The organism is Mycolicibacter hiberniae, assembly GCF_010729485.1.
Taxonomy (GTDB): Bacteria; Actinomycetota; Actinomycetes; order Mycobacteriales; family Mycobacteriaceae; genus Mycobacterium; species Mycobacterium hiberniae.
Map to the genome: position 1 here is coordinate 1,687,792 of NZ_AP022609.1, position 11,913 is coordinate 1,699,704.

The 11,913-nt window shown below is 69.4% G+C and carries 14 protein-coding genes; 2 read left to right on the forward strand and 12 right to left on the reverse strand.

Annotated features, from left to right (window positions below):
* Positions 1 to 45 precede the first annotated feature (45 nt).
* Complete coding sequence (locus G6N14_RS07935) at positions 46 to 510, forward strand: peroxiredoxin (protein WP_085135457.1); 465 nt, start codon at positions 46 to 48, stop codon at positions 508 to 510.
* Between the two features lie 19 nt (positions 511 to 529).
* Here G6N14_RS07935 and G6N14_RS07940 read toward each other — a convergent pair whose 3' ends face one another.
* The 12 genes from G6N14_RS07940 to hisD form a co-directional block, all read right to left on the reverse strand.
* A complete protein-coding gene (locus G6N14_RS07940; protein ID WP_235674199.1) occupies positions 530 to 1,570 on the reverse strand; it encodes a coiled-coil domain-containing protein in 1,041 nt (346 codons plus the stop codon).
* Positions 1,571 to 1,718: 148 nt separating this feature from the next.
* Positions 1,719 to 2,672: a coiled-coil domain-containing protein gene (locus G6N14_RS07945; protein ID WP_085135379.1), complete on the reverse strand. Its 954-nt coding sequence runs from the start codon at positions 2,670 to 2,672 to the stop codon at positions 1,719 to 1,721.
* A 202-nt stretch (positions 2,673 to 2,874) separates the two neighbouring features.
* On the reverse strand, positions 2,875 to 3,654 hold the full coding sequence (locus G6N14_RS07950) for a coiled-coil domain-containing protein (protein ID WP_085135380.1): 780 nt from the start codon (positions 3,652 to 3,654) through the stop codon (positions 2,875 to 2,877).
* A gap of 87 nt (positions 3,655 to 3,741) precedes the next feature.
* Positions 3,742 to 4,728: an alpha/beta hydrolase gene (locus G6N14_RS07955; RefSeq protein ID WP_085135381.1), complete on the reverse strand. Its 987-nt coding sequence runs from the start codon at positions 4,726 to 4,728 to the stop codon at positions 3,742 to 3,744.
* A gap of 6 nt (positions 4,729 to 4,734) precedes the next feature.
* Positions 4,735 to 5,082, reverse strand: coding sequence for a phosphoribosyl-AMP cyclohydrolase (gene hisI / locus G6N14_RS07960; protein ID WP_085135382.1), 348 nt, complete (start codon positions 5,080 to 5,082; stop codon positions 4,735 to 4,737).
* Entirely contained in the window at positions 5,079 to 5,864 is a 786-nt protein-coding gene (hisF, locus tag G6N14_RS07965) for an imidazole glycerol phosphate synthase subunit HisF (RefSeq protein ID WP_085135383.1), read from the reverse strand. The genes hisI and hisF overlap by 4 nt, the downstream gene beginning before the upstream one ends.
* Before the next feature lie 115 nt (positions 5,865 to 5,979).
* Positions 5,980 to 6,795 carry an inositol monophosphatase family protein gene (locus G6N14_RS07970; RefSeq protein ID WP_109559781.1) on the reverse strand — a complete coding sequence of 272 codons (816 nt, stop codon included), beginning with the start codon at positions 6,793 to 6,795 and terminating at the stop codon, positions 5,980 to 5,982.
* A gap of 6 nt (positions 6,796 to 6,801) precedes the next feature.
* Positions 6,802 to 7,542 (reverse strand): bifunctional 1-(5-phosphoribosyl)-5-((5-phosphoribosylamino)methylideneamino)imidazole-4-carboxamide isomerase/phosphoribosylanthranilate isomerase PriA, encoded by a 741-nt coding sequence (gene priA, locus G6N14_RS07975; RefSeq protein ID WP_046319749.1) that lies wholly within the window; start codon positions 7,540 to 7,542, stop codon positions 6,802 to 6,804.
* A gap of 20 nt (positions 7,543 to 7,562) precedes the next feature.
* The gene (hisH, locus tag G6N14_RS07980; RefSeq protein WP_085135384.1) at positions 7,563 to 8,192 is read right to left on the reverse strand and encodes an imidazole glycerol phosphate synthase subunit HisH; all 630 of its coding nucleotides are present in this window, start codon (positions 8,190 to 8,192) and stop codon (positions 7,563 to 7,565) included.
* Positions 8,189 to 8,803 (reverse strand): imidazoleglycerol-phosphate dehydratase HisB, encoded by a 615-nt coding sequence (gene hisB / locus G6N14_RS07985; protein ID WP_085135385.1) that lies wholly within the window; start codon positions 8,801 to 8,803, stop codon positions 8,189 to 8,191. Before hisB ends, hisH begins: the two co-directional genes overlap by 4 nt.
* The gene (locus G6N14_RS07990; protein ID WP_085135386.1) at positions 8,800 to 9,999 is read right to left on the reverse strand and encodes a histidinol-phosphate transaminase; all 1,200 of its coding nucleotides are present in this window, start codon (positions 9,997 to 9,999) and stop codon (positions 8,800 to 8,802) included. The genes hisB and G6N14_RS07990 overlap by 4 nt, the downstream gene beginning before the upstream one ends.
* On the reverse strand, positions 9,996 to 11,354 hold the full coding sequence (gene hisD / locus G6N14_RS07995; RefSeq protein WP_085135387.1) for a histidinol dehydrogenase: 1,359 nt from the start codon (positions 11,352 to 11,354) through the stop codon (positions 9,996 to 9,998). The genes G6N14_RS07990 and hisD overlap by 4 nt, the downstream gene beginning before the upstream one ends.
* 143 nt (positions 11,355 to 11,497) lie before the next feature.
* Here hisD and G6N14_RS08000 point away from each other — a divergent pair, with 143 nt between their 5' ends.
* Positions 11,498 to 11,908 carry a nitroreductase family deazaflavin-dependent oxidoreductase gene (locus tag G6N14_RS08000; RefSeq protein WP_085135388.1) on the forward strand — a complete coding sequence of 137 codons (411 nt, stop codon included), beginning with the start codon at positions 11,498 to 11,500 and terminating at the stop codon, positions 11,906 to 11,908.
* Positions 11,909 to 11,913 lie beyond the last annotated feature (5 nt).

Here is an 11,913-nt window from a genome sequence, read left to right on the forward strand (position 1 = left end):
GGTGATCGCCGTCGCGACGCTGACACCGGGAGTAGCGTGGCCGGCATGAAAACCGGTGACACCGTGGCGGACTTCGAGCTCCCCGACCAGACCGGGGCGCTGCGCACCCTCAGTGAGCTGCTGGCCGCGGGGCCGGTGGTGCTGTTCTTCTATCCGGCGGCGATGACGCCGGGCTGCACCAAGGAAGCCTGTCACTTCCGCGACCTGGCCGGCGAGTTCGCCGCCGTCGGGGCCACCCGGGTGGGTATCAGCGCCGACGCGGTCGCCAAACAGGCCAAGTTCGCCGACCAGCAGGGGTTCGATTACCCGCTTTTGTCCGACGCCGACGGCACCGTGGCGGCGCAGTTCGGCGTCAAGCGCGGCCTGCTGGGCAAGTTCCTGCCGGTGAAGCGGACCACGTTCGTGATCGACACCGACCGCACCGTGCTGGCCGTGATCGCCAGCGAGTTCTCGATGGACACCCACGCCGATACGGCGCTGGAGGCGTTGCGGACGCGCCGGACGGCCTAGCAGCGCGGCTCTACCCCGGTTATCCGCCGGTGTGCGCCGGTGCCTCGGATTCGGCCTCGCTCGCCTCGGCTGGGCCGGCCGCTGCCCGGGCCTCGCCGACCGCGGTGTCGATCCAATTTCTGATCTCGCTGAGGTGGGTGACGATGCCGGCGCGTTCGCGGCCGAGTTGCTCCACCTCGGCCTGCGTGCGGTCGCGCAGCAGTTTGGCCTCGCGTTTGGTGTTGGCGATCAGCGAGGACGCCTCCAGGCGGGCCTCCTTGTCCAGCTTGGCGATGTTGGCCTCGGCCTGCTCCCACGCCGCCTTCATCTTCTGGTCCAGGCGCTGCTGGGCCTCGCGGCGGTTGCGCTCGTCCTCTTCCCAGGCCAGCTTGATCTGCTCGTCGAGGGCCTCCTGCGCCGCCCGGCGATTGCGTTCGTCGTCCTCGGCCAGCCGCTGGTACACCTCGCGGCGACTGCGCTCGGCTTCTTCGATCTCCTGGGCGATGCGGCTGCGCTCCTCGTGGGCGATGCGCAGGATCTGCTCCGCCTCCTGGGTCGCGGCTTCGAGAATCTTCGTCCGGCGGGCGTGGGTGGACGCCTGGAACTCGGCGAGTGCCGCACTGGCAGCAGCCCGGTCGTGACTGGCCGCCTCCAGCTGCTCGCGCAGCTCCGTGGTGAGGGCCTCGGCGTCCTGGCGTGCCAGTTCCTTGGTGCGCCGCGCCTCCTCGGAGGCGATGCGCATCATCCGCGCGATCCGGTCGGACATGCCCTCGACGGAGTCGACCGGGCCGGCGACCTGCTCGAACTGCGATCGCAGCTGGGCCAGTTCGGCCGTGAGGCGCTGCCGCTCGTTCTCGGCCTCGGCGGTCATACGCACCACGTCGTTTTGCAGCCGCGTGACTTCGGCGGCCAGCTGTTCGCGGTCGATGAGCGTCTTCGACTTGCTCGCCTCGAGGGACTTGTTGCGCTCCTGCAGCACGCTGATCTCGTGGTGCAGCCTGCCGATGTAGTCGGAGACCTCATTGCGATCGAAACCGCGCATCTGCGTTTCGAAGTCGGGAATCTCCAGCGCCACCGGCATGCTCCTAAGCACCTGAGGGGGTCGGTCTTCGGTCGATGGGGTAGCCGGAATTCAACCGAGTTGGCTTGTGCCCGAAGCCAACTGGATGTGCCGACTCAAGTCACCGTGCGACGGAGCGTATCAGAACCCCGCGGGCATGTCACCGGACTTACGGTGGGCGAACAGCTTGGGTTTCGCTACCGGCAGTGCCGATCCACTTCTGGATCTCGTCGAGGTCGGCGCGGATTCCGGCGCGCTCGACGTGCAGCAGCGCCCCGTCGGCGTGTGCTCGTTCGCGCAGCGCCCCGGCTTGTCGCTCGGCATCGGCGATCAGGGCCGTCGCTTGCGCCCGCGCCTGTTCGTCGATCGTGGCGATGTTGGCCTCGACCTGTTCCCAGGTGGCCTGCAGCTTCTGCTCCAGCTGCCGCCGCGACCGACGGCGATTGCGTTCGTCGTCTTCCCAGGACCGCTTGATCTGGTTGTCGAGGGCCTCGTTGGACGCCAGGCGGCGGCGTTCGTCCTCCTCGGCCAGCCGGCGGTACAACGCCCGGCGGCGCTGTTGGGCCTCGGCGGTCTGTTCGGCGATGCGAGCGCGCTCCTCGTGCGCCGATCGCAGGATCTGCTGCGCTTCGGCGGTTGCGATGTCCAGGATCTTGATCTGGCGCGTTCGGGCCGCCGACTCCACCCCGGTCAGTTCTTCGCCGGCGGCGGCCCGCTCGTAGCGGGCGGCCACCAGCTTCTCGCGCAGATCCCGGGTCAGAGCGTCAGTCTCCCGACAAGCCAGCTCCTTGACGCGCCGCGCCTCCTCGGCGGCCATCCGCATCATCACCGTCAGCCGCTCGGGTGCTCCGACCGCCGGATTCTCGGCGCCGGTGGCCTCAGCGAGCCGGCGGCGCAGGTTCTGTATCTCGGCGATGAGTTCACCGCGCCGGCAGTCGGCATCGGCGGCCTTGTGCACGACGTCCTTCTTCAGCCTCGCCAGCTCGGCAATGAGTTGTTCGCGATTCGATTCAGCCTGCGTCCGCACGGCGTTGAGCGATTTCGCCCGGTCGCGCAAATAGTCGATTTCGTGGTGGAGGCGCGCGAGGTAATCCGCCACCGCAGTGCGATCGAAACCGCGCATCTGCGTTGGGAATGGCGGAATATTCAGCACCGGAACCGACTCCTCCTCTCGGCAAGACTCGATGGTCGGCCGGCGCCTGGGTCAACCCCGGGAAAAGCGCACATCAGGACAGGTCAGCCGCCACAGACACGCCGCCGCGCGACGAAGCGTAGCAGACGGGTGCGAACGTGTCACCGAAAAAATAAATGGCCGAAGCGGTACTTCAGTGCGGGCGATTTTCTCGAAACCAGGTTTCTCTGGCCGACAATGCCGATTCGCGATCCACCTGCCGCGCGGCATTAACTTGAGTTTCGGCATTAACTTGTTTGGCGCGATTGGCCTGCGATGTCGACCGCTCAATCTGGCCGACGATCTTCGCGCGCGCATCGATGAGTTCGGCCAGGCGCCGTTGCGCGTCTGCGACGTGGCTGGTGATCGCCTGGTTCATCTCGGTCAGGATCGCCGAGGCGTGACTTTCGGCCTCTTTCATGATTTCGGCCGCGCTCAGCACGGCCTGTCGCCGCAGATGCGCGGCCTGCGCCCGCAGGTGTTTGTGCTGTGTTTCCAGCTCGGCCCGCAGTTCGGCTGCCTCGCGGCGCTGAGCCTCGGCGTCGGCGAGAACGGCCGCAGCCTCGCTCTGGGCCGCCGCGCGCAGCTCGTCGGCGAAGCGCTGCGCCTCTGCGCGGATATCCTCGGCTTCGGCCATCGCGCCGTTGAGAATGCCAGACAGTCGATCGCTGAGATCCACGATGTCGCCCGGAATCGCGGAGGCCAACTCGGTGAACTGCGCCGAGGCGGATTCCAGATTCGCTTGCGATTCGCTCAGCTGGTTCGTCAGCGCGATGATCCGCGATCCGTCCCGCGGCATGTGCGCTTCGATGTCACTGACGGTGCCGTGTGCGTAGTGCGAGTCGATCTGCAGCGACACCCGGTCCAGCTCCACCCCCCGGGTGCGCTGGCTGTGCTCCAACAGGTACCGGTCGTCAGGCTCGTCGGAAGTCACAGTCGGCCAGCATACCGCTCCGCAGCCGGTACCGAATGGATCTGCGGGACTGTCGAAGACGTCGCGGTGTGCGGACAAATCCGGCTGCTACAGATACGTCCTGAGGTGGTCGCGCAGGCTGGACGTGAACGCGGCGGCAACCGCTGATCTGGGCGCATAGCCGTCTGCGGCGTGGTACATCCCCGCCACGGTGAGAAGTTCGCACGGCACGCCGCAGGCGCGCAGCGTGTGCGCGTAGGCGACGTCCTCCGCGTAGAAGAGGTCCAGTTCACCCACCCCGATCCAGGCGGGCGCCAGACCGGACAGGTTCGCGCGCCGGGCCGGCGCGGCGTAGGGCGGTGCGTCGGTCATCCGCGGCGCCCGGCCCAGGTAGGCGGTCCAGGCGAAGCGATTGGACTCCGGCGTCCAGACCAACCGTCCGCGCCCACCGCTGTCGCGCAGTACCGTGCGGTCGTCGAGCATGGGGTAGACCAGGGCCTGGGCCCGCAATGCGAGGCCCTCGTCGTGGCAACGCTGGGCGACGGCCGCCGCGAGACCGCCGCCGGCGCTGAACCCGGCCACCGCGATGCGGTCGGGGTCGATTCCCAACGTGACGGCACGCTCGCGCATCCAGCTCAGCGTCGCCATGCAGTCGTCCAGGGCAGCCGGGAAGGGGTTTTCCGGCGCCAACCGATAGTCCGGCGCCACGATCACCGCGTCCAGCTCGCGGGCAAGACGCCCGTAAGTGCTCAATTCCAGGCGGGCAGAACCCACGATCATCCCGCCGCCGTGCAGCATCAGGACAGCGGGCCCGGGCCGGCGGGCGCTGCGGGGTGTCGCCACCAGCACCCGCATACCGGCCGCGCCGACACGCTGGGTCGTCACGGTGACGCCGGGACCGGCCGGCCGCTTGATCCGGTAGACCGCCCGCAGGAACGGCAGCGTGTGTGCGCGGTAGGTCATGGTCACATACGGCAACAGCGGACTGCGGAGCTCGGGTGCGACGCCGGCGAAGGCCGGGCGCAACCGCAGGTAGCGGCGCGCCGCGAGCGCCGCCGTTGCCGTGGCGGCAGCGCCGGCCAGGGTTGCGCGCACGTCGGCCTAGGGTGCGAGCAACTGGTCGGCGTCGAAACAGCTGTGATCGCCGGTGTGGCAGGCGCCGCCGGTCTGATCGACGGTCAGCAGCACGGTGTCGCCGTCGCAGTCCAGCCGTACCGAGTGCACGTACTGGGTGTGCCCGGAGGTCGCGCCCTTGATCCACTGCTGCTGGCGCGACCGCGAGAAGTACGTGGCCTCACGCGTGGCCAGCGTGCGCGCCAGCGCTTCGTCGTCCATCCAGGCGACCATGAGTACGTCGCCACTGCCCCGCTCCTGGACCACCGCGGCGATCAGGCCCTCGGTGTTTCGCTTGAGGCGGGCCGCGATGGCCGGGTCGAGCCGGTGGGTCATCGCACCACGATTCCCTCCGCAGCCATCGCCGCCTTCACCTCGCCGATGGTGATCTCGCCGAAATGAAACACACTGGCCGCCAGCACCGCATCGGCGCCGGCGGCGACCGCCGGGACGAAATGCTCCACCGCGCCGGCTCCCCCGCTGGCGATCACCGGCACGTTCACCGCCGCCCGGACCGCGCGCAACATCCGCAGGTCGAATCCGGCCTTGGTGCCGTCGGCATCCATCGAATTCAGCAGGATCTCCCCGACGCCCAACTCGACACCGCGGACCGCCCATTCGACGGCGTCGATACCGGTGCCCTGCCGGCCACCGTGGGTGGTGACTTCCCATCCGGACGCGGTGGGAGCCGAATCGGCCGGCACGGTGCGCGCATCGACCGACAGCACGATGCACTGGGAACCGAACTGCCGCGACAGCTCGGCAAGAAGTTCCGGGCGGGCGATCGCGGCGGTGTTCACCGAAACCTTGTCCGCTCCGGCCCGCAACAGCACGTCGACGTCGGCGACCGTACGTACCCCCCCGCCGACGGTGAGCGGGATGAAGACCTGATCGGCGGTGCGCGCGACCACCTCGAGCATGGTCGCCCGGCCGGACGACGACGCCGTCACGTCGAGGAAGGTCAGCTCGTCGGCGCCCGCGGCGTCATAGGCCGCGGCCAGCTCGACCGGGTCGCCGGCATCGCGCAGGTTGGCGAAGTTCACCCCTTTGACGACCCGGCCGCCGTCGACGTCCAGACACGGAATGACCCGTACGGCCACATCACTGCGCTTATGCATCGGTCCCAGCTTCGCCTCTCCTGCGTCGAGCCTCGCTGAACCGCTGTGCTTATGCATCGGTCCCAGCTTCGCCTCTCCTGCGTCGAGACTCGCTGAACCGCTGTGTTGTTCCATATCAGTAGTCCCCCGGTGCGCCGACTCGCATGAGGATGTCGAGAATCTGATCGTGTGCCCCCGGCGCCGCGACCAGCGCCGAGTCCGACGATGCCGTCCAGGGAGCGCCGGACAGGTCGGTGACGATGCCGCCCGCCGCCCGCACCATGGCCACGCCGGCGGCGTGGTCCCAGATGTGGTGGCCGAAACTGATCGCACCGCCGAGCGTGCCGTCGGCGACATAGGCCAGGTCGATTCCGGTGGCGCCGTGCATCCGCGTCCGCGAGGTCACCCTGGTCAGTCCCTCGAGCACGGCCAGCCGGTAGCGGCCGGGAAAGCGGCCCCGCCATTCGACGTTGAATGTGCCGATGCCGACCAACGAGTGGGCTAGGTCGGCGGGCTCCAGTCGTGGTTGCGCCACCCCGTTGCGGATCAGCGGGCCGCCCGCCACCGCGGTGTAGCGCTGACCGGCGAACGGCAGCCAGGTCAGCCCCGCGATCGGCTCCCCGTCGCGTAGCAGCCCCAGCAGTATGGCGGCCATCGGTGAGCCGGCGGCGTAGTTGAAGGTCCCGTCGATGGGATCGAGCACCCATACCAACGGGGAATCGATTGGCGGGCCGCCGAATTCCTCGCCGTGCACTCCGATTCCGGTCGCCGCGACCAGTGCATCGGTGATCTGTCGTTCCAGGGCGAGGTCAACCTCGGTCGCAAAGTCGTTGCCGCCCTTGCGCACTGCCGATCCAGCCCGATGGCCGGCCAGAAATGGCTCGGCTGCGACATCGAGGATCTCCGACGCCGCTGCGACCAGCGCCTCCAGATCCACGGTGTCCAGCGCCATGGCGGCCTACTCCTGCACCGTGGACAACGCCTCGGGCAGCGTGAACCGGCCCGCGTAGAGGGCCTTGCCGACGATAGCGCCCTCCACGCCGCGGTTCACCAGCGTGGCGATAGCGCGCAGGTCGTCGAGGCTCGAGACTCCGCCGGAGGCGATCACCGGAGCGTCGGTGCGGTCGGCGACCGCGCCGAGCAGCTCCAGGTTGGGCCCGCCCAGGGTGCCGTCCTTGGTCACATCGGTGACGACGTAGCGTGAACACCCTTCGCGGTCAAGCCGTTCCAGGACCGGCCACAGATCCCCGCCGTCGGTCTCCCAGCCCCGGCCGCGCAGCCGGTGGATGCCGTCGGGATGACTGGGGTCGATCTGCACATCGAGCCCGACCGCGACCTTCTCGCCGTGTTCGGCGATCGCCCGCGCGCACCATTGTGGGTTCTCCAAGGCCGCCGTGCCGAGGTTCACCCGGGCGCAGCCGGTGGCCAGCGCCGCTGCCAGCGACTCGTCGTCGCGGATCCCGCCGGACAGTTCCACCTTGACATCGAGGCGGCCCACCACATCGGCCAGCAGCTCGCGGTTGGAACCGCGCCCGAAGGCGGCGTCCAGATCGACCAGGTGGATCCATTCCGCGCCGTCGCGCTGCCAGCCCAGCGCGGCGTCGAGCGCCGAACCGTACTCGGTCTCGCTGCCGGCCTTTCCCTGCACCAGACGCACGGCGCGCCCGTCGACGACATCGACGGCCGGCAACAGAACCAGTGCCGTGTTCGCAGTCGTACTCACAGTGCCTCCACCCAGTTGCTCAACAGCGCCGCCCCGGCATCCCCACTCTTTTCGGGGTGAAACTGGGTGGCGGCCAATGGCCCATCCTCGACAGCCGCCACGAACGGTACCTGATGGGTCGCCCAGGTCACCAAAGCCTCCGGACGGCCCTCCCAGCGCTGCGCGGCGTAGGAGTGCACGAAGTAGAACCGGGTGTCGGCGTCCAGGCCGGCGAACAGCGTGCTGCCCGGCGCGGCATCGACGACGTTCCAGCCCATGTGCGGGATCACCGGGGCGTCCAGCCGGGTGACCGCACCCGGCCACTGCCCGCATCCGGTGGTGTCGACCCCGAACTCGACGCCGTGGGCGAACAGAATCTGCATCCCGACGCAGACTCCGAGGACCGGCCGCCCGGACTGCACGCGTTCGGCGATGATCTTGTCGCCGTTGACGTTGCGCAGGCCCGCCATGCACGCCGCATAGGCACCGACGCCCGGCACCAGCAGGCCGTCGGCCCCGGCGGCGGCGTCGGCGTCGGCGGTCACCTCGACCTGCGCACCGACCCGCTGCAGAGCCCGCTGGGCTGAGCGCAGGTTCCCGGAACCGTAGTCCAGGATCACCACCCTGGGTTTGACAGATCCGCTCACAGGGCGCCTTTGGTGGACGGCACCCCAGTCACCCGGGGGTCGGGTTCCACGGCCTGGCGCAGCGCACGCGCGACGGCTTTGTACTGGGCTTCGGTGATGTGGTGCGGGTCGCGCCCGTAGAGCACCCGCACGTGCAGCGCGATGCGGGCATTCGACGCCAGCGTCTCGAACACATGCCGGTTGATGACGGTGTGGTACGGCGCCTGCGTTCCGGCGATCGTGGTGTGTGCCAAGTGATCCGGCTCTCCGGTGTGCACGCAGTAGGGCCGCCCGGACACGTCGACGGCAGCGTGTGCCAGGGTCTCGTCCATCGGGATGAAGGCATCGCCGAAGCGGCGGATGCCCACCTTGTCGCCCAGCGCCTCGCCCAGCGCCTGCCCGAGCACGATCGCGGTGTCCTCGACGGTGTGGTGCGCTTCGATCTCGGTGTCGCCGTGGGCGCGGACCGTCAGGTCGAAGCTGGCGTGGCTGCCCAGGGCGGTCAGCATGTGGTCGAAGAACGGCACTCCGGTGTCGATGTTCACGACGCCGGTGCCGTCGAGATCGAGTTCGACCGTGATGTCTGATTCACGGGTGGCACGTTCTACCCGGGCGCGGCGATTGCCGGTCATGATGCTCCTTTGTGCTGGTGGCCGCCGGCTGCGCCCGGTTCCGCCGCGCCGGCGATCGGTACCGGTTGCCGGGTGAGTTCGGTGGCCGCAAGCCGTTGGCTGGCGGCGAGCAGCGCGTCGTTCTCCTCCGGAAGCCCGGTGGTGGCCCGCAGGTATCCGGGGATGCCTACATCGCGGATGAGGATACCGGCGTCCAGGTAGCGCTGCCAGGTCGCCGGGGCCTCGGCGAATTCGCCGAACAGCACGAAGTTGGCATCGCTGGGGATCACCCGAAAGCCCATGTCGGACAGCGCTCCCGAGACGCGATCCCGCTCGGATATCAATTGTGCGACGCTGCCGAGGGTGTCGCCGGCGTGGCGCAGCGCGGCGCGTGCGGCCGCCTGGGTGACCACCGACAGGTGGTACGGCAGCCGCACCAGCAACATCGCATCGATCACCGCCGGGGCCGCGATCAGGTAGCCGAGCCGGCCGCCGGCGAACGCGAACGCCTTACTCATCGTGCGGGTGACGATCAGCTTGGCCGGGTAGTCGGTGATCAGAGCGATCGCGCTGGGCTGTGAGGAGAACTCACCGTAGGCTTCGTCCACGATCACGATCCCGGGCGCCGCATCCAGCAGCGCCCGCAAGTCATCCAGCGAAACACTTTGCCCGGAAGGGTTGTTCGGGGACGCGATGAACACCACGTCGGGCTGGTGCTCGGCGACGGCGGCGGTCGCCACGGCCACGTCGAGCCCGAAGTCAGACCCGCGGTGCACGGCCAGCCAACGCGTCAAGGTGCCGTCGGCGATGATCGGGTGCATCGAGTACGACGGCACGAATCCGATGGCGCTGCGGCCCGGCCCCCCGAACGCCTGCAGCAACTGCTGCAGGATCTCGTTGGAACCGTTGGCGGCCCACACGTTGTCCGGCCCCACCGCCACCCCGGTCTGGGTGGTCAGGTAGTCGGCCAGGTCGGCGCGCAGCGCGACGGCGTCACGATCGGGATAGCGGTGCAGCTCAGCGGCGACCTCGCGCACCGAACGTGCCACGTCGTCGACCAATGCCGCACTCGGCGGGTGCGGGTTCTCGTTGGTGTTGAGCCGCACCGGAACATCGAGCTGCGGTGCGCCGTAAGGAGACTTGCCGCGCAAGTCCTCGCGCAGCGGCAGGTCCGCCAGGCCGATCTGTCCACCGGGCCGCGACTCGGTGGCGCTCACTGCTCGAACCTCCGCCGGACCGCCTCGCCGTGCGAGGGCAGATCCTCTGCGGTGGCCAGCGCGATCACGTGTCCGCTGACGTCCTTGAGCGCGGCCTCGGTGTAGTCCACCAGGTGCACGCCGCGCAGGAAGGTCTGCACGGACAGACCACTGGAGTGGCGGGCACTGCCGGCGGTCGGCAGCACGTGGTTGGAGCCGGCGCAGTAGTCGCCCAGACTGACCGGCGAGTACGGTCCGAGGAAGATCGCGCCGGCTGAGCGGATGCGGCCCGCGACGGCCGCCGGGTCGGCGGTCTGAATCTCGAGGTGCTCGGCGGCGTAGGCGTTCACCACCTCGATACCGGCGTCCAGATCGTCGACCAGCACGATCGCCGACTGCGGGCCGGACAGCGCTGTGCTGACCCGCTCGCGGTGCACCGTGGTCTGCAGCTGTGCGGCGACCTCCCGGGCGGTGGCGTCGGCCAGTTCGGCGCTGGTGGCGACCAGCACACTGGCCGCCATCTCGTCGTGCTCGGCCTGACTGATCAGGTCGGCGGCCAGGTGTGCCGGGTTGGCGGTGTGGTCGGCGAGAATCGCGATCTCGGTGGGACCGGCCTCGGCGTCGATGCCCACCTGCGACCGGCACAGTCTTTTGGCGGCGGTGACGTAGATGTTGCCGGGGCCGGTGATCATGTCGACTGGGGCCAGTTCGCCGTCGTCGGTGTCGGTGCCGCCGTAGGCCAGCAGCGCCACGGCCTGCGCGCCGCCGACCGCCCAGACCTCGCTGACACCGAGCAGCCGGGCCGCCGCCAGGATCGTGGGGTGCGGCAGGCCGTCGAAGGCGGCCTGGGGCGGGCTGGCGATCACCAGCGAGTCGACCCCGGCGATCTGGGCCGGGACGACGTTCATCACCACGCTGGACGGGTAGACCGCGTTGCCGCCGGGCACGTACAGGCCGACCCGTTCGACGGGAATCCACCGCTGCGTGACGGTGGCGCCCGGGGACAGCGTGGTGGCGGTATCGCTGCGCCGCTGGTCGGTGTGGACCGCACGGGCCCGCCTGATCGCCACCTCCAGAGCGGCCCGTACCGCCGGGTCCAGCTCGGTCAGGGCGTCCGCGAGCGCAGCATCGGGCACCCGGACCGTGCCGGGCCGCACCCGGTCGAAGGATTCGCCGAATTCCAATGCCGCCGCGGCTCCGCGCTGGGCGACCGCCTCGACGATCGGGCGCACGCGCGGCAGCACCGTCTCCACGTCGGCAGCGCCGCGGGGCAGAACGGAACGCAGCCGGGCCCTCGAGAGTCGCGAGGACGGGTCCGACTGGTCGGTGCCGCGCAGGTCGATGCGTGCCATCAGGCCGGTGTTCACGCCGTCCATTGTCCCAGAGAGCCTCAAGTCAATATCGCCGCGCCGGGATGACCCCCGCTACCCGGGCCCCGCGGCTAGGGTGGTGCGCAGTTGCGGCGTCGGCGAGCACCGATCGCGGCGTCGTGGTCGTCCCCAGGGAGAACGGAGTTGCCATGGCTGTCGACAAGGGTGCCGTCGGCCCGTCCACGCTGCCGGCGGTGTTCCCCGCCTGGCTGGATCGGCTGCAGATCAAGTACGTCAATCCGGTGGTCAAGCCGCTGGCGAAGTTCATTCCCGGCACGTCGGTGATCACCCATCGCGGCCGCAAGTCCGGCAAGGTGTACCAGACGGTGGTGACGACCTACCGCAAGGGCGACACGCTGGCGATCGCGCTCGGCCACGGCAAGACCGACTGGGTGAAGAACGTGTTGGCCGCCGGGGAGGCCGATGTGCAGCTGTTCCGGCATCAGCTGCACCTGGTGAACCCGCGGATCGTGCCCGCCGGCTCCGGTGACACCGCGCTGCCGCCGCTGCTGCGGCTGCAGAACCGCAAAGTGGCGGTGCTGGTCACCGATATCGGCTGACCGGC

What these genes read in the sequence shown, in the direction of transcription:
- G6N14_RS07935 (WP_085135457.1), top strand. Translation starts at nt 46, where the DNA reads ATGAAAACCGGTGACACCGTGGCGGACTTCGAGCTCCCCGACCAGACC.
- G6N14_RS07940 (WP_235674199.1), bottom strand. Translation starts at nt 1,570, where the DNA reads ATGCCGGTGGCGCTGGAGATTCCCGACTTCGAAACGCAGATGCGCGGT.
- G6N14_RS07945 (WP_085135379.1), bottom strand. Translation starts at nt 2,672, where the DNA reads ATGCGCGGTTTCGATCGCACTGCGGTGGCGGATTACCTCGCGCGCCTC.
- hisI (WP_085135382.1), bottom strand. Translation starts at nt 5,082, where the DNA reads ATGACCCACCGGCTCGACCCGGCCATCGCGGCCCGCCTCAAGCGAAAC.
- hisF (WP_085135383.1), bottom strand. Translation starts at nt 5,864, where the DNA reads ATGCATAAGCGCAGTGATGTGGCCGTACGGGTCATTCCGTGTCTGGAC.
- G6N14_RS07970 (WP_109559781.1), bottom strand. Translation starts at nt 6,795, where the DNA reads ATGGCGCTGGACACCGTGGATCTGGAGGCGCTGGTCGCAGCGGCGTCG.
- hisB (WP_085135385.1), bottom strand. Translation starts at nt 8,803, where the DNA reads ATGACCGGCAATCGCCGCGCCCGGGTAGAACGTGCCACCCGTGAATCA.
- hisD (WP_085135387.1), bottom strand. Translation starts at nt 11,354, where the DNA reads ATGGACGGCGTGAACACCGGCCTGATGGCACGCATCGACCTGCGCGGC.
- G6N14_RS08000 (WP_085135388.1), top strand. Translation starts at nt 11,498, where the DNA reads ATGGCTGTCGACAAGGGTGCCGTCGGCCCGTCCACGCTGCCGGCGGTG.